14 protein-coding genes are annotated in these 16,502 nt (G+C 70.8%); 5 read left to right on the top strand and 9 right to left on the bottom strand.

Translation table 11 applies throughout. From position 1 onward, the window contains the following. Positions 1–7 precede the first annotated feature (7 nt). Positions 8–859, bottom strand: coding sequence for a nucleoside triphosphate pyrophosphohydrolase (gene mazG / locus RGD00_RS10220; RefSeq protein ID WP_310457224.1), 852 nt, complete (start codon positions 857–859; stop codon positions 8–10). A gap of 61 nt (positions 860–920) precedes the next feature. Here mazG and RGD00_RS10215 point away from each other — a divergent pair, with 61 nt between their 5' ends. Further along, a complete protein-coding gene (locus tag RGD00_RS10215; protein WP_310457223.1) occupies positions 921–2,102 on the top strand; it encodes a M20 aminoacylase family protein in 1,182 nt (393 codons plus the stop codon). Positions 2,103–2,285: 183 nt separating this feature from the next. On the opposite strand, the gene kce is transcribed toward RGD00_RS10215, so the two are convergent. Then, positions 2,286–3,209, bottom strand: coding sequence for a 3,5-dioxohexanoate:acetyl-CoA acetone transferase (gene kce, locus RGD00_RS10210; RefSeq protein ID WP_310457222.1), 924 nt, complete (start codon positions 3,207–3,209; stop codon positions 2,286–2,288). A 120-nt stretch (positions 3,210–3,329) separates the two neighbouring features. On the opposite strand from kce, the gene speB reads away from it, so the two are divergent. Continuing rightward, on the top strand, positions 3,330–4,292 hold the full coding sequence (speB, locus tag RGD00_RS10205; protein WP_310457221.1) for an agmatinase: 963 nt from the start codon (positions 3,330–3,332) through the stop codon (positions 4,290–4,292). Positions 4,293–4,312: 20 nt separating this feature from the next. On the opposite strand, the gene gdhA is transcribed toward speB, so the two are convergent. Then, positions 4,313–5,662: an NADP-specific glutamate dehydrogenase gene (gene gdhA / locus RGD00_RS10200; protein ID WP_310457220.1), complete on the bottom strand. Its 1,350-nt coding sequence runs from the start codon at positions 5,660–5,662 to the stop codon at positions 4,313–4,315. Between the two features lie 241 nt (positions 5,663–5,903). On the opposite strand from gdhA, the gene prfA reads away from it, so the two are divergent. The 3 genes from prfA (at position 5,904) to RGD00_RS10185 (ending at position 8,779) form a co-directional block, all read left to right on the top strand. Then, positions 5,904–6,959, top strand: coding sequence for a peptide chain release factor 1 (prfA, locus tag RGD00_RS10195; protein WP_310457219.1), 1,056 nt, complete (start codon positions 5,904–5,906; stop codon positions 6,957–6,959). After that, on the top strand, positions 6,956–7,807 hold the full coding sequence (gene prmC, locus RGD00_RS10190) for a peptide chain release factor N(5)-glutamine methyltransferase (RefSeq protein WP_310457218.1): 852 nt from the start codon (positions 6,956–6,958) through the stop codon (positions 7,805–7,807). Before prfA ends, prmC begins: the two co-directional genes overlap by 4 nt. A 231-nt stretch (positions 7,808–8,038) precedes the next feature. Further along, positions 8,039–8,779 carry a DUF4167 domain-containing protein gene (locus RGD00_RS10185; RefSeq protein WP_310457217.1) on the top strand — a complete coding sequence of 247 codons (741 nt, stop codon included), beginning with the start codon at positions 8,039–8,041 and terminating at the stop codon, positions 8,777–8,779. Positions 8,780–8,807: 28 nt separating this feature from the next. Here the strand turns inward: RGD00_RS10185 and rsmA are convergent, their stop codons facing one another. From rsmA to lptF, 6 genes are all read right to left on the bottom strand, one after another. Beyond that, positions 8,808–9,656, bottom strand: coding sequence for a 16S rRNA (adenine(1518)-N(6)/adenine(1519)-N(6))-dimethyltransferase RsmA (gene rsmA / locus RGD00_RS10180; protein ID WP_310457216.1), 849 nt, complete (start codon positions 9,654–9,656; stop codon positions 8,808–8,810). 152 nt (positions 9,657–9,808) lie between these two features. Further along, positions 9,809–10,789: a 4-hydroxythreonine-4-phosphate dehydrogenase PdxA gene (gene pdxA, locus RGD00_RS10175; protein ID WP_310457215.1), complete on the bottom strand. Its 981-nt coding sequence runs from the start codon at positions 10,787–10,789 to the stop codon at positions 9,809–9,811. 4 nt (positions 10,790–10,793) lie between these two features. Next, positions 10,794–11,999 (bottom strand): peptidylprolyl isomerase, encoded by a 1,206-nt coding sequence (locus RGD00_RS10170; RefSeq protein ID WP_310457214.1) that lies wholly within the window; start codon positions 11,997–11,999, stop codon positions 10,794–10,796. Between the two features lie 87 nt (positions 12,000–12,086). Continuing rightward, entirely contained in the window at positions 12,087–14,231 is a 2,145-nt protein-coding gene (locus RGD00_RS10165; protein ID WP_310457213.1) for an LPS-assembly protein LptD, read from the bottom strand. Further along, positions 14,228–15,322, bottom strand: a complete 1,095-nt coding sequence (gene lptG / locus RGD00_RS10160) for an LPS export ABC transporter permease LptG (RefSeq protein ID WP_310457212.1) — start codon at positions 15,320–15,322, stop codon at positions 14,228–14,230. The genes RGD00_RS10165 and lptG overlap by 4 nt, the downstream gene beginning before the upstream one ends. Continuing rightward, positions 15,319–16,464, bottom strand: coding sequence for an LPS export ABC transporter permease LptF (gene lptF / locus RGD00_RS10155; RefSeq protein ID WP_310457211.1), 1,146 nt, complete (start codon positions 16,462–16,464; stop codon positions 15,319–15,321). Before lptF ends, lptG begins: the two co-directional genes overlap by 4 nt. Between the last annotated feature and the right edge of the window lie 38 nt (positions 16,465–16,502).

Raw genomic sequence — 16,502 nt, 5'->3', positions numbered from 1 at the left:
GGTTGCGTCAATCCTGAATCTTTCTCTCGGGATCCTGCGGGGCACGTTCCTCTGCCTTGGCGCGGTTCCACAGCGCGTCCATCTCCGCCAGATCGCTGTCGGCCGGGGCGCGGCCGGTTTCGGCCAGCCAGTCCTCGATCCGGGCGAAGCGGCGGGTGAATTTCGCGTTCGCGGCGCGCAGGGCGGCTTCGGGGTCCACCTCCAGATGGCGGGCGAGGTTGGCCATGACGAACAGAAGGTCCCCGAATTCCTCGGCCAGCGCATCGGGGCCGAGGGTGTCGCGCGCCTCGGCCAGTTCGCGCGCCTCTTCCAGCATCTTGTCCAGCACCTCGCCGGTGGTGGGCCAGTCGAAGCCCACCCGCGCCGCGCGCCGTTGCAGCTTGACCGCGCGGGTCAGCGCCGGCAGGCCCATCGCCACACCGTCGAGCACGCGGGCCCGCGCGCCGCGCTCGGCGGCCTTCAGCGCCTCCCAGTCGGCGGTCTGCTGTTCGGGGGTCTTGTCGCGGCTCTCGGTGCCGAAGACATGGGGATGGCGGGCCACCATCTTGTCGGAAATCGCCCGCACCACATCGGCAAGGCCGAACATCCCCGCCTCTTGGGCCATCTGCGCGTGATAGACCACCTGCAACAAAAGGTCGCCCAGTTCGCCCGGCAATTCGCCCCAGGCCCGGCGCGCGATGGCGTCGGCCACCTCATGCGCCTCTTCCAGCGTATAGGGGGCGATGGTGTCGAAATCCTGCGCGATGTCCCAGGGGCAGCCGGTTTCGGGGTCGCGCAGGCGGCGCATGATCTCTGCCAGCCGGTCGATGCCGCCCTCGGGGTCGTGGATCGGGTCGGGTGCGGCGGGGGTATCGGGCATTGCGGCCTCGGGGTTCGGAAGGTTAAGGAGGCATACGCCCGAACCGGAACCGGAGTCCACCATGCCCGTCCTCAACCGCATCGCCGGCCAGACCGCAGAGATGACCGGCTGGCGCCGCCACCTGCACCGCATGCCGGAATTGCAGTTCGACTGCAGCAGGACGGCGGCCTTCGTGGCCGACCGGCTGCGCGACTTCGGCGTGGACGAGATCCACGAGGGCATCGCGCAGACCGGCGTGGTGGCGATCCTGAACGGGCAGGGCGATGGCCCCACCATCGGCCTGCGCGCCGACATGGACGCGCTGCCGATCCTCGAGGCGACAGGGGCGGATTACGCATCCGAAGTGCCCGGCGCGATGCATGCCTGCGGCCATGACGGCCATACGACGATGCTTCTGGGGGCTGCGAAATACCTCGCGGAAACGCGGCGGTTCGCGGGCCGCGTCGCGCTGATCTTCCAGCCGGCAGAGGAAGACGGCGGCGGCGGGCAGGTCATGGTGCAGGAGGGGGTGATGGACCGCTTCGGCATTTCGCGCGTCTTCGGCATCCACAACGCGCCGCATATCCCCTTCGGCCGCTTCGTCACCACGCCGGGGCCCCTGCTGGCCGCGGTCGATACCGCGACGGTGCGCATCTCCGGGCGCGGCGGGCACGGCGGCGCGCCGCACAAGACGGTGGACCCGATCCCGGCGGTGGTGGGGATGGTCGGCGCGTTGCAGACCATCGTCAGCCGCAATACGGCGGCGGCGGAGGAACTGGTGGTCTCGGTCACGCAGATCCATGCCGGAACGGCCTCGAACATCGTGCCGGGCGAGGCGTGGTTCTGCGCCACGATCCGCAGCTTCGACGCGGGCGTGCGCGATATGGCCGAACGGCGGTTCCGGGACATCGTGGCGGGCCACGCGGCCGCCTATGGCGTGACGGCCGACGTTGACTACGACCGCGGCTATCCCCCCACCGTGAACCACCCCCAAGAGGCCGCCTTCGCCGCCGATGTGGCGCGCGAGATCGCCGGCGACGCCATGGTCGAGGCGAACGGCGCGCGCGAAATGGCGGCGGAGGATTTCGCCTATATGCTCCAGGCCCGCCCGGGCGCCTATCTCTTCCTCGGCACCGGCCCCGCCGCGGGCGCCCCCCCGGTCCCCGGCCTGCACCACCCCGCCTATGACTTCAACGACGAGGCTGCGCCCCTGGGCGCCTCGTTCTTCGCCCGGCTGGTGGAACGCGCGCAGCCCCTGGCCTGAGCGCCCCCGCCCGGCGGCGGTGCGGGTGACGGGGGCAGGGGCCTCCGGCGGGGATATTTAAGGGACAGAAAATGTGCGGGATCACGCCCTTCCCCGGCCCCTTCTTCATTTTCTGTCTCTAAATATCCCGGGGTCCGGGGCAGCGCCCCGGCGCTCCCCTGAACGCCCGCACCCCGGCCCGGATCAGAACCCCAGATCCCCCGTGCCCTTCGTCTGCAGGATCGCGCGCGCCTCGTCGGGGGTGGCGATGTCCAGCGACAGCTCGGTCAGGATGCGGCGGATGCGGGCGACCTGATCGGCGTTGCTGCGCGCCAGTTCCCCGCGCCCCAGATAAAGGCTGTCCTCCAGCCCCACGCGCACGTTGCCGCCCAGGATCGCGCCCATCGTCACCATCGGCATCTGGTGGCGCCCCGCCGCCAGCACCGACAGCACCAGATCGTTGCCGAAGAGCCGCACCGCGGTGTCGCGCATGTGCAGCAGATGTTCGGGCCGCGGGCCGATGGCGCCGAGGATGCCGAAGATCGCCTGGACGAAGAAGGGCGGCTTCACCACGCCGCGGTCGACGAAATGCGCGAGGTTGTAGAGATGGCCCACGTCGTAGCATTCGTATTCGAACCGCGTTCCCTGATCGCCCACGCGGCGCATCGCGCCCTCGATCTGGGCGAAGGTGTTCGACATGATGAAATCGGTCGTCCGTTCCAGATAGGGCCGTTCCCAGTCGTAGCGGAACTGTTCCACCCGCCCCGCCGCGCCCGAGATGTTGAAGTTGAACGAGCCCATGTTCATCGACGCCAGTTCCGGCCGCGCCCACAGCGCCGCGGCCAGCCGTTCGTCCATCGTCATCCCGAGACCCCCGCCGGTGGTGATGTTGACGATGGCGCCGCAGCGGTCGCGCACCTGCGGCAGGTAGAGCGCGTAATGTTCCGGCAGCGGCGAGGGGCGGCCCGTGTCGGGGTCGCGGGCGTGCAGGTGGACGATGGCGGCCCCGGCCTCTGCCGCCGCCACGGCCTCGTCGGCGATCTGCTGCGGGGTGACGGGCAGATACGGCGACATCGAGGGCGTGTGGATGGATCCGGTGACGGCGCAGCTGATGATGACCTTGGGCATGGTTCCCTCCGGGATGCGGCGGGGGCAGGCTAGCCGGGCGGGGGCGCGCGCGTCAAAGCCCGAATGGCTGGACAGGCGCGCGCAAAGGCCCGACAAGTCGCAAAGGGGCAGGGGGCGCGGATGGCACTGGAAGATGCGGGCAAAGAGGTGGATGCGGCCTTCACCGCCGGGGGGCTGCGGGGGCTGGCGTTCGAGAATGCCTTCGGGGGTGCGGCATCCTTTCTGCGGCGGCGCTATACCAAGGATCTGACGGGCGTGGATCTGGCGGTGACGGGGGTGGCCTTCGACCAGGCGGTGACGCATCGCGCCGGCGCGCGGTTCGGCCCGCGCGCGATCCGCGAGGCATCAAGCCTGCAACCCTTCGACCCGCCCTGGGGCTGGGGCTATTCGCCGCTCGACGAACTGGCGGTGGTGGACTACGGCGATCTGGCCTTCGACTATGCGAAGGTGGCCGATTTCCCGGCGGCGCTGAGCGCGCATATCCGCGCCATTCTGGCGGCGGGGCCGGGGGTGATCACGCTCGGCGGCGATCACTACATCACCCTGCCGATCCTGCGCGCCTATGCCGAGCGTTTCGGGCCGCTGAGCGTGATCCAGTTCGACGCCCATTCCGACCTGTGGCGCGACGACGACATGGACCGGATCGACCACGGGACGATGATGTACAAGGCCATCCGCGCGGGGGTCGTGGACCCTGCGCACAGCGTGCAGATCGGCATCCGCACCGAATGCGACGACTATCTGGGCATGAACGTGATCGACGCGCGCGCGGTGCACGAACAGGGCCCGGCGGCGGTGGCGGCGCGGGCGCGGGCGATCGTGGGGGACCGGCCCTGCTATCTGACCTTCGACATCGACGCGCTGGACCCGGCCTTTGCCCCCGGCACCGGCACCCCGGTCTGGGGCGGGCTGGCCAGCTGGCAGGCGGCGGCGATCCTGCGGGGGCTGGCGGGGGTGAACCTCGTGGGGGGCGATGTGGTCGAGGTTTCGCCGCCCTACGACACCACCGGCGCCACCGCCATCGCGGGGGCGCATGTGGCGCATGAGCTGATCAGCCTTTACGGCTGGACGCGGCGGCGCTGAACCCCGCCGCGCCCGATGCCTCAGATCAGGCCGAGCGCGCGCATCGCCTCGGCCACGCGGACGAAGCCGGCGATGTTGGCGCCCAGAACATAGTCGCCCGGCGCGCCGTATTCCTCGGCCGTCTCGTAGCAGGCATCGTGGATGCCGCGCATGATGACGGCCAGCCGGGCCTCGGTCTGATCGAAGGTCCAGCTGTCGCGGCTGGCGTTCTGCTGCATCTCCAGCGCCGAGGTCGCCACGCCCCCCGCGTTCGCCGCCTTGCCCGGCGCGAACAGCACGCCCGCCTCCTGGAAGATCTTCACCGCATCGGGGGTGGTGGGCATGTTCGCGCCCTCGCCCACCGCGATCACGCCGTTCTTCACCAGTGTGCGGGCATCCTTGCCGGTCAGTTCGTTCTGCGTGGCCGAGGGCATGGCGACATCGCAGGACACGTCCCAGATCGAGCCGCCGGCGATGTAATGCGCCCCGGTGCCCTTGAGGCGGGCATATTCGGAAATCCGTTCGCGGCGGACCTCCTTGATTTCCTTGACCAGATCCAGGTCGATACCGTTCTCATCGACGACATAGCCGTTGGAATCCGAACACGCCATGACCTTGCCGCCGAAGGACTGGACCTTTTCCATCGTATAGATGGCGACATTGCCCGAGCCCGAGACGACGACCTTGCGGCCCTCGAAGGTCAGGCCGCGGGTGGCCAGCATCGACTGCACGAAATAGGTGTTGCCGTAGCCCGTCGCCTCTTTGCGCGCACGCGAGCCGCCGTAGCTGAGGCCCTTGCCGGTCAGCACGCCCGCCTCGTAGCGGTTGGTCAGGCGCTTGTACTGGCCGAACATATAGCCGATCTCGCGCCCGCCCACGCCGATGTCGCCCGCGGGCACATCGGTGTATTCGCCCAGATGGCGATAGAGTTCGGTGATGAACGACTGGCAGAATCGCATGATTTCCGCATCCGACCGGCCCTTGGGGTCGAAGTCCGACCCGCCCTTGGCGCCGCCGATCGGCATGCCGGTGAGCGCGTTCTTGAACGTCTGCTCGAACCCGAGGAACTTGATGATGCCCACGTTCACCGACGGGTGGAACCGGATGCCGCCCTTGTAGGGGCCGAGCGCCGAGTTGAACTGGACCCGGAAGCCGCGGTTGATGTGCGCGCGGCCCTTGTCGTCGGCCCACGGCACGCGGAAGATGATCTGGCGCTCGGGTTCGCAGATGCGTTCGATCAGCGCCTGTTCGGCATATTCGGGCCGCTTCGCGATCACGCGGCCCAGGCTTTCCAGAACTTCGTGCACCGCCTGGTGGAACTCGGGCTCGCCGGCATTGCGGCGCAGAACCTCGGTCAGGATCGGTTGCAGCTTTTCGTCGAGATGTACCAAGATCGTCTTCCTCTCGGATGCGCACACAGAATCAGCAAAACGCGCATTGCGAGGGCGGTCTAGGACAAATCCTCGGCAGACAGAACAATAAAACGGCAAAACGCGCTATAATTGCGCAGTTTCTTGCGGGGATCCGGGGGGCCGCGCGGCGGCGCGCGAATAGTCTTGCGCGGGCGGGCGGCCGATGGGCCCGGCGACGCCGCCCCTTGACCGCGCCCCGCGCGGGGGGCACATCGCGGGGATGCTTCCGCGCGACAGACTCGACCAGATCACCAGCCGCTTCGAATATCTCGAGGCGCGGCTCGGCGCGGCCCTCGGGCCCGCGGAAATCGCCGCGCTGAGCCGCGAATATGCCGACCTGCGCCCCGTCGTCGCCACCATCGCCGAATGGAAGCGCGCGGAGGCCGACCTGGCCGAGGCCGAGGCCATGCTGGCCGACCCCGAGATGCGCGCGCTGGCCGAGGAAGAGATCCCCCGCCTGCGGGCGCGGCTGCCGGGGCTGGAACAGGCGCTGCGGCTGGCGCTTTTGCCGCGCGACGCCGCCGATGCGCGCCCCGCCATCGTGGAAATCCGCCCCGGTACGGGGGGCGAGGAAGCCGCGCTGTTCGCCGCCGACCTGCTGCGCATGTACCAGCGCCACGCCGAACGGCAGGGGTGGGATTTCCAGCTGCTGGAACTGGCGGAAACCGAACTCGGCGGCGTGAAGGAGGCGATGGCGCGCATCGCGGGCGAGGGCGTGTTCGCGCGGCTCAAGTACGAATCCGGCGTGCACCGGGTGCAGCGGGTGCCGGAAACCGAATCCGGCGGGCGCATCCATACCTCGGCCGCCACCGTCGCCGTGCTGCCCGAGGCCGAAGAGGTCGATATCGACATCCCCGCCGCCGACATCCGCATCGACACGATGCGGTCGTCCGGCGCCGGCGGCCAGCATGTGAACACCACCGATTCCGCCGTGCGCATCACCCATATTCCCACCGGGATCGTCGTCACCTCGTCGGAAAAGTCGCAGCACCAGAACCGCGCCAACGCCATGGCCGTCCTGCGCGCCCGGCTTTACGAGATGGAACGCACCGCCAAGGACGCCGCCCGCGCCGCCGACCGCAAGGCGCAGGTCGGATCGGGCGACCGTTCGGAACGCATCCGCACCTACAACTTTCCACAGGGCCGGATGACCGATCACCGGATCAACCTGACGCTCTACCGGCTCGATCAGGTGATGCAGGGCGATCTGGCGGAAATCATCGACGCGCTGGTGGCCGACGATCAGGCCCGCCGTCTGGCAGAGATGGAGGGATGAGCGCCGCCCCCCCGTCACCGACACCAGCGCTGGCGCTGCGCGCGGCCGTGGCGCGGCTGGCGGCGGCGGGGGTGGCGGGTGCGCCGCGCGATGCGCGCCTGCTGCTGGCCGATGCGATGGGGGTGGATCCGGGGCGGCTGACGCTGCACCTGCACGACGCCTTGCCGCCAGAGGCCGCCGCGCGGTTCGAGGCCGCGGTGGCGGCGCGTGCCGGGCGGCGCCCGGTCAGCCAGATCCTCGGCCGGCGCGCCTTCTGGGGGCGGGATTTCCGCGTGACGGCGGATGTGCTCGACCCGCGGCCCGAAACCGAGGTGCTGGTGGCGCTGGCGCTGGCGGAGCCGTTTTCCTGCGTGCTCGACCTCGGCACCGGCACGGGGGCGATCCTGCTGACGCTGCTGGCGGAACGGCCGGGGGCTGCGGGGGTGGGCACGGATGTGTCGCCGGCCGCGCTGGCGGTGGCGCGGGGGAATGCGGCGGCGCTCGGGGTGGCGGCGGATTTCCTGCTGTCGGACTGGTTTTCCGGCGTGACGGGGCGGTTCGACCTGATCGTGTCGAACCCGCCCTATATCGCGCTGGCGGAAATGGCCGCCCTTTCCCCCGAGGTCCGCGACCATGAGCCGCACCTTGCCCTGACCGATGGCGGCGACGGGCTGGCCGCCTACCGCGCCATCGCGGCGGGGGCGGCGGCGCATCTGGCCCCCGGCGGGCGGATCCTGCTGGAAATCGGGCCTACGCAAGGGCCTGCGGTGGCGGCATTGCTGGCCGGGGCCGGGTTCACGGGCGTCGCCATCCACCCCGATCTCGACGCCCGCGACCGCGTGGTGGCCGCCCGCGCCCCCCTTGCCTGACGTTTCCGCGTCACAATCGCGCGGGATCGGGCATTTTTCCGCACATCGGGCGCAGAATCCGCTTGCGACGACCCGCAGCGCATGTTTATTGCGCATCAGGCGACGCTGCGGGGACCCGCCCCCGGCGCGCTGGCAAGCCGCACATGCAGCCGACAATGACCCCGCGCGGGCCCAGGGTCGGGCGACAGCAGGCAATCCGGGTTGCCGGATTCAGGCCGGAAAACAGGACAGATGAGATCCTCCAAGTCACGTTCGCGTTCAAAGCAGAACCGCCCGCGTTCCATCGGGAACATCATCAACCGGGTCTTTGACAGCTCCGGCCCCGAAGGCAAGGTGCGCGGCACGCCGCAGCAGATCATCGAGAAATATCTCGTGCTTGCCCGGGATGCGCAGCTGTCCAACGACCGGGTGGCGGCAGAGAATTTCATGCAGCATGCCGAGCATTACACAAGGATGCTGGGCGAGGCGCAGCGCGAGATGGCCGCCGAACAGGAGGCCCGGCGCAACAACGGCCAGAACGGCCAGGGCGGCGAACACCGGGGCTATCCGCCCCGCGTGCGCGACGACCGCGAGGAAGACACCGCCGAACGGTCCGAGGGCATGGTCCCCGTGCTGCCCTTCGAGGACGAGCCCGAGGGCGACAGCGGTCTGGTCGAGACGCCGGAAAGCCAGCCCCGCGCGGCCCGGCAGGAACCCCGGCAGGACCCGCGCCCCGAGCCGGAACCGCGAACGGAACGCCCCGAATCCCGGCCCGAACCGCGCCCCGAGGCGAAACCCGATCCCGCGCCCCGCAGCAGGGGCGGCGAACGGCGCAGCGAACCGTCGCGCCGCAGCACCCCGGCCCCGGCCGAACCCGCTGCCGCCCCCGCCGCGCCCGAAGGCGAGGCCGCGGACAAACCCGCCCGCAGCCGCCGCCCGCGCAAACCCAAGGAAGCGGCCTCCGCCCCGTCCAAGGACGCGGCCGCCGAATGATCCCGGCCCCCGGGCTTCGGCCCGGCGGTCAGCCCGCCTGCGCCTTCACGGCGCGGGCCAGCGCGCAGAACGCCTCCAGCGAAACGGTCTCGGCCCGCGCGGTGGGTTCGATCCCGGCGGCGCGCAGCAGATCCTCGATCCCCGGCGCCACGCCCTTCAGGCTCGACCGCAGCATCTTGCGCCGCTGGTTGAAGGCCGCCGCCGTGATCCGCCCCAGAACCGCCGGATCGGCGGGGTAACGGGGCGCGGGCAGGGCGGTCAGATGCACCACCGCCGAATGCACCTTGGGCGCGGGCACGAAGGCCTCGGGCGGCAGGGTCAGGGCGATTTTCGCCTCGGCCCGCCACTGCGCCAGCAGCGCCAGCCGCCCATAGGCGGGGCTGCCGGGGCGGGCCACGATGCGCTCCGCCACCTCTTTCTGGAACATCAGCGTCAGGCTTTGCCAGAAGGGCGGCCAGTCGGGCGGGGTCAGCCAGCGCACCAGCAGTTCGGTGCCCACATTGTAGGGCAGGTTCGCCACCACCCGCACCGGGGGCGTCAGATGCGCCGCCACGTCCAGCGCCAGCGCGTCGCCCGCGACCACCGTCAGCCGCCCGGGATAGGCGGCGGCGATTTCCGCCAGCGCGGGCAGGCAGCGCGCGTCCTTTTCCACCGCCAGCACATGGCGCGCGCCCTCGGCCAGCAGGCCGCGCGTCAGCCCGCCGGGGCCGGGACCCACCTCCAGCACGTCGCAGGCACTCAGATCGCCCGCCACCCGCGCGATGCGGGCGGTCAGGTTCAGGTCCAGCAGGAAATTCTGGCCGAGGCTCTTCTTCGCCGCCAGCCCATGCGCCGCGATCACTGCCCGCAGCGGCGGCAGTCCGTCAATCGCGGCCATGCGCGCCTCCTTCGACGCAAGCCCCGCGCCTGCGCCACTTTCTGTCTCTAAATATCCTCGGGGGGGCGCCGGCTGGTGCGCCACTGGTTCGAGAACCAGCCGGCGCGGGGCAGACAGCCCCCCGGCGCCGACAGCAGCCACAAACCCAATCCTCACCCATGCCGCCCCGCCATCCCCGCCGCCATCCGCAGCGCCGCGATCAGCGACGACGGATCCGCCACCCCCTTGCCCGCAATGTCGAAGGCCGTGCCGTGGTCGGGCGAGGTGCGCACGAAGGGCAGGCCGAGCGTCACGTTCACCCCGCCGGCGAAGTCGATGGTCTTGATCGGGATCAGCGCCTGATCGTGATACATGCAGATCGCCGCATCATAGCGCGCCCGCGCCGCCGGATGAAACATCGTGTCGGCCGGCAGCGGCCCGGCGATCGCCATCCCCCCGGCCCGCAGCCGGTCCAGCAGGGGCGCGATCAGCGCGATCTCCTCGCCCCCCATCGCGCCGCCCTCGCCCGCATGGGGGTTGAGCCCGGCGACGGCAAGCCGCGGCGCGGGCAGGCCGAAATCGCGGATCAGCGCGGCATGGGTGATGCGGATCGTGGCCTCCAGCCCCTCGGCGGTCAGGGCGCGCGGCACCTCGGCCAGCGGGATATGGATCGTCGCGGGCACCACGCGCAGCCCCTCGCAGGCCAGCATCATCACCACGCGGTCCACCCCCGCCAGATGCGCGAGGTATTCGGTATGGCCCGGAAAGGCGAAACCCGCGCCGTCCTTCAGCGCCTTCTTGTGGATCGGCAGGGTGCAGACCGCCCCGGCCGCCCCCGCCTGTACCAGATCCACCGCCCGGGCGATGGCGGCGATCACGCCCGCCGCATTTTCAGGGCGCGGCTCGCCCGGGATCGCGGGGCCCGCAAAGCGCAGGGGCAGGACGGGCAGCAGATCGCCCGGCACCTCGGCCGCCGCGGCGGGCGTATCGACCGCCTGCCAGCGCGCATCCCCGGGCAGGTGCCGGGGATCGCCGATCCAGACGAAGGGCAGCGCCGCCCCCAGTACCGCGCGGGCCTTCAGCGCGATTTCCGCACCGATGCCGGCGGGTTCGCCGCAGCTGAGCGCGACGGGAAGCGGGCGGGGGCCGGCCATGGGCTCAGGGCCGGCGGATATGGGTGTTGGCGCGCAGCTTTGCGAGATAGATCTCTGCCATCGCCGACAGGCGTTCGTTCATGATCCGCTCGCGCACCGCGTCGCGGTCGGCGGGGATGGCGCTGGCCACGCGCTGCGAACACAGCATCAGCAGCACCGTATACCCCCCCCGCACCAGCGCCAGCGAGGATTCGCCGGGGTCGAGTTTCGCCAGTTCCGCCGCCACATCGGCGGGCAGGGCGGGTCTGGCCACCTTTTCGCGGATCAGCCGTTCCGGCGGCAGGCCCCTGGCGACGGCATAGAAGTCGTCGCAGGCATCCACCTGCGCGCGGATGCGCAGCCCCTCGGCCAGCGCCTCGGGCGTGCGCGCGCCGGGGATCAGGAACATGGCGTAATCGACCTCGGTCAGGCCCGGGGTCACGGCGTCGTGCTGTTCCAGCCCGCGCAACTGGTAGACGGCGATGCCCTCGGCCACCCGGACCGGCTGCGACACCGCGCCGACGCCGAGGCCCGACAGCTGCGCCACCACCGCCTGCGGCAGGTTGCCCGCGGGCACCCAGCCCACCAGCCCGCCCTTTTCGGCGCTGTCGGCAATCGAATGTTCGCGCGCGGCGGCGGCGAAGGCGGCCTCGCCCCGCACCGTATCGGCCAGTTCCTGCGCCAGTTTCGTGCGCGTCGAGGGCAGGACGATTTCGGCGATCTCGGCCCGCATCAGGGGGCCCTTCTGCGCATCGACCGACAGCGCGCGGTCGATCTCCGCCTCGCTGACGGACCCCACGCTGCCGGAAAACCGGCCGCGCACGATCTCGCGCCAGATCACCCCGGCGGCGACGAAATCGCGGAAGGTCTGCGCCGCGACGCCGTTTTCTTCCAGCGCGGCCACGAATTCCTCTGCCGTCAGCCCGGCGCGGCCGGCGAATTCCTCCATCCCCGCGCGGATCGCCTCGGGCGAGGGTTTCAGGTCCACGCGGCTGGCGTCCAGCATGCGCAGCCGGTCCTCGATCAGCGCGGTTTCCGCCATCTCGTCCAGATCGCCCTGCGCACCCAGAAGTTCCAGGAACCGGCGGCGCTGGTCGAATTCGAACCGGGTGATGACGCTTTCGCCCACCAGAAGCCGCGGCGCGAAGGGGTTGGCGCGGACGGGGGCGGGCAGGGTGGTGCCCAGAAGGCCCAGGCCCAACAGGGCGGCGGAAAGGATGTTAAGGCGCATCTTGTCGTTCTGCTCGCATTCCGTCTGTGCCCCGGGGGGCTTTGTCTGACCACGGGGCCCGGGCGGGCCCGCGGTGCCTGCGGCGGGTCATCCCCGGCACGCCCGGCCTGCGGGTCCGGCCGCACTGCCCGCGCCGAACCCCACGAGATCGACCGAAAGGCCGAAATCGGTGGACGCCCGTACACTAGTCGAGGACGTGAAGCGACGCGAGAGAGAAAGATCGACCCGCAGGCATTCGTTGGCGAATTCCAGCCCCAGACCGGCCTCCGTCGCGCGGTCGGCGGCCAGATCGTAGCGCCCCGACACCCGCGCCGCCCAGGTCGAGGACATCTGCCAGCGCCCGTCCACCACCCATTCCGAGGTTTCGCGCAGCCGGTCTTCGGCCGCATCCGCCGCCGCCCAGACCCAGGCCGTGGCCAGACCATAGCGCGACCGTTCCAGCCGCAGGCGCAATTCGCTGCGCGACAGTTCCACCTGGTCGTCGAAGGCCACCCGCCCCTGCACCGCCAGCCCCCCGGGGGTGCTGACGAACATCGACACCAGCCAGTCCGACCGCGCGCCGCCAAGGCCCGAGGCGCGGGTGAACTGGCCCCGGTCGTCGGCGCGCAGCACCCGGCCCACCAGCCCGCCGAAGCTCAGCCCCTCGCCCGTCAGCCGGCTGTAGCCGAGGCCGAGGTTCAGCCGCGTGCCCTGCTCGCGCCGTTCGGCGCCGGGAAAGCGGTTGAAGGCGAACAGGTTGCCCTCGTCGAATTCCAGAAGGCGGCTGTCCTCGTTCGGCACCGTGCCCTGGATATGGCTGCGGCTCCAGACCAGTTGGGCCACGGGTTCGATCACCTCGACGCCGCCATCGGCGCGCCCGCGCGCCCAGGGCCAGCGCAGTTCGGCCATCGCCGCCGGGGTTTCCACCCGCGCGCTGCGCCCCAATGCGCCGGACCCGAGCCCATAGCGGTAGTAATCCGCGCTCGCCCGCAGTTCGGCGGCGGCCAGCAACCCGCCGGGCAACAGCCAGTCGCGGCGCCAGTCGGCCTCGATGGTCAGCCGGCGCAGGCCCGCGCCCGCCACCTGCTGGCTGGCCGAATAGCCCCCGCCCTGCAACCGCAGCCCCAGAACGCCCATCCCCCGCGGCAGGGCGAAACGGCGGCGCAGGTCCACGTCGCCCACCACCGCGGGCAGGCTGTTGTTCGCCTCGCCCTCGCGGATGGAATGGAAATGCACCAGCCGCGCCATGACATATTCGTCGCGCCGGATGCGCCCGACCGAGACGCGGCTTTCCAGCCGGTCGGTGTCGGACAGGCCGTAGTCGGCCAGATAGCCCCGGTCGCTGACGGTTTCGGCATCGAAGCGCAGCACATAGCCGCGCCCCAGATCGAACCGCCCGGCGGCGGTGGCATGGCCGCGCTGCCCTGGCACCAGCCCGTCATGCGCGGTGGTGCCGGTCAGTTCGATCTCGCCGTTCGCGAAAGCCTGCCGGTAGCGCAGCCCGAAGGCGCGGGCGCCCTTGGTGGACAGGAACGGATAAAGGGTGACATCGCGCGTGTCGCCGAGGCGGATGAAATAGGGCGTGCCGATCCCGAAGCCTAGGCCCGAGGTGCTGCGCATCACCGGCATCAGAAAGCCCGTCGCCCGTTCCAGCGTCGGGTCCGGCATGCGCAGGCGCGGCAGCCAGGCCACCGGCAGGCCGGCGATGCGGAATTCGGCGTTCTGGAAATAGATCTGGCGTTCCTCGGCGTCGTGGATCACGCGGCGGGCGCGGATTTCCCACAGCGGCGTTTCCGACCCCGCGCAGACCCGGCAGGACGACGCGACGACGCGGCTGGCCTGGGTATAGCGCCCGCCGACGCGGCGCAGTTCGGCCGCGGCGATCTGCAACTGGCGGTCCAGCACCATCCGCGCGCTTTGCAACAGCCCCTCGCGCAGGTCGGACGACAGTTCCCCGGCATCCGCCAGCACGATGGTGCCGCCCCCGGCCTCGGTCAGCACGATCGGGCCTTCGATCGCCAGCGTCCCGGCCGTGCCGTCATAGCTGACGCGCGCCGCGCGCAGGCGGCTGCCCTGATAGAGCACCTCGACCGCGCCGGTGGCCACCAGCAGATCGCCGCGCTGCAATTCCACCCGGTCGGCGACCAGCGTCGCCGGCCCCTCTGCCGCCGGCGCCGGCACGGGCAGGGCAAGCGCCGCGGCCAGCAGCAGCGCCTTGACCCTTCGGAATGCGGGGCGCGGGCGGGGGGTCATCCTTCCTCCAGATGCAGCAAAAGCGACAGCGCGAACAGGATCGCCACCACCGGCGGGCTCCATGCCGCAAGCGCGGGGGGGATCTGGCCGTTCTCGCCCAGGATCTGCGCGAAATTGCGCAGGAAGAAAATGGCAAATCCCGACAGCACCGCCAGAAGCACCAGCACCCCCATGCGCCCGAACCGCACATGGCGCATGGTGAACCCCGCCGCCACCAGCACCATCGCCGCCAGCAGCACCGGCAGCGCCAGTTCCATCTGCAACCAGACCCGGTGTTTCTGCGAGGTGAAGCCCGCGCGTTCCAGCCCGGCGATGAATTCCGGCAGATCCCAGATCGGGATCGCGGCGGGGGTGCCGAAACTGTCGCGGATCGAATCGACGGTCAGGTTGGTGGCCAGTTCGGCGGTCTCGTAAAGGCGGGCGGACACCTCGGGGTTGTCCTCGTTCAGGTGCCATTCCTTGGCCCCGGCCAGCCGCCAGCGCCCGGGTTCCAGCACGGCTTCCTCGGCCTCGATCCGGGTGACGGGCAGGCCGCCCTCGTCGAAGGCGAGGAAGGTGACGGCGAACAGATGCGTGCCGTCGCGGCTGGCGCGGGCGGCGCGGATCACCGTCTGGCCATCGGGGTTGCCCTGACGCAGCCACATCCCCTCTTCGCTGATCGACAGCACGCTTTGCGGCCCGCGGCGCAGTTCGGCGGCATATTGGTCCGACGCGCGCCCCGTCGCCGCGACCAGCGGATTGATGAGCGCGACCCCGACCGCCCCCAGCACCAGCGCCGCCGCCACCGGCGACACCAGCGCGCCGAGCGCCGACCGCCCGGCGGCGCGGGTGACGACCAGTTCGCTCGACCTTGCCAGCGCGAGGAAGAGCGCGATGGAGCCCAGCATCACCACCAGCGGCAACACACGGTAGAGCGCGCCGGGCATGTTCAGCAGCGCCAGCTGCGCCGCCTGGCCGAGGCTCAGGTCGCTGCCCGCATAGCGGCGGATCTGTTCCACCATGTCGATCAGCATCAGGATCCCGGCAAAGACCGCCAGCACCACCCCCACCGTCAGCGCGAACCGCCGCGCGAAGTAAAGCCACAGCGTCATGCCGCCGCCTCCGGCGCGACGGCGCGGCCCGCCCGCCACCAGCGCGGTCCGCGCGGGCGCTGCGCCAGCGCCAGCAGCACCACCACGACCGCCGCCCCCAGAAGCGGCGCCGCCCAGGCCAGCGGCCACAGCCGCTCGTCCCGGATCCCGAGGTTTTCGGCCGCGTTCGCCGTGAACTGCAACAGCACCAGCAGCAGCGTCGCCCCCAGCAACTGCCGCCACAGGCCGAACCGGCTGAACGCCCCCAGAAGCAGCGTGGCAAAGCCGATCAGCCCCGCCACCGTCGCGAGGAAGGGCTGCGCAAGGCGGTTGTGCCCTTCGTAGAGCAGCACGGCGCGCGGGCGGCCCGTTTCCGTCAGCACCTCGGGCGTGGGGGACAGCAGCAACCGGGTGGGCAGCGACGCCTCGTCCCGCCGGCTGAGCGTGCCCGGCGCCAGGAGCGCGCCGATGTCATAGCTGAAATCGGCAAAGCGCGTGACCGACAGCCGCCTGTCCGCCAGCGTCAGCCGCTGCGCCATGCCGTCGAACAGCAGCAGCCGCGGCCCCGAGTCCGTCCGCATCAGCAGGGCGCTGCGGGCGGTATAGGTCACGCGGCTGCCCGCGTCGCGGCCGTCCGACAGGAAGATGTCGCGCAATTCGCCCGTCTCGTCGATCTTGCGGATGTAGAAACCCACGCCGTCGGCGGGAAACTGGAACACGCCCTCTTGCAGGAACCGCGCGGTCATGTCCTGGGCGATGTCGGCCTGGCGCTGGTTCAGCGCGGTGCGGCTGGCGGGAACCAGCACATGCATCAGCACCGCCATCATGCCCGCCACGATCAGCCCGTAGACCAGCACCGGCCGCGCCAGCCGGAAGGCGGAAAAGCCGGTGGCCTGCATCACCACCAGTTCGGATTCGGTCGTCAGCCGGTTGGTGACATAGGCGGCCGCGGCAAAGGCCGCCACCGGCAGCACCAGCCGCATGACATTGGGCAGCGTCAGCGCGGTCAGTTCGAGGAACACCAGCGCCGACTGGCCGTCGCCGATCAGCCGGTCGAACAGCGACACGGCGCGGTTCACCCAGTAGACCGCCACCAGCACCAGCGCGAAGAACCCGAACAGCGTCAGCAGCTGCGACAGGATGTATCGGTCGAATCGCGACACCCCCGCACCTCCCTGACCGGCCGCCCCTCGGGCGCGGA

The organism is Ruixingdingia sedimenti (genome assembly GCF_031432425.1).
Lineage (GTDB): Bacteria > Pseudomonadota > Alphaproteobacteria > Rhodobacterales > Rhodobacteraceae > Ruixingdingia > Ruixingdingia sedimenti.
Note: the sequence above shows the minus strand (reverse complement) of the source record. Positions and strands in the feature narration are given on the sequence as shown.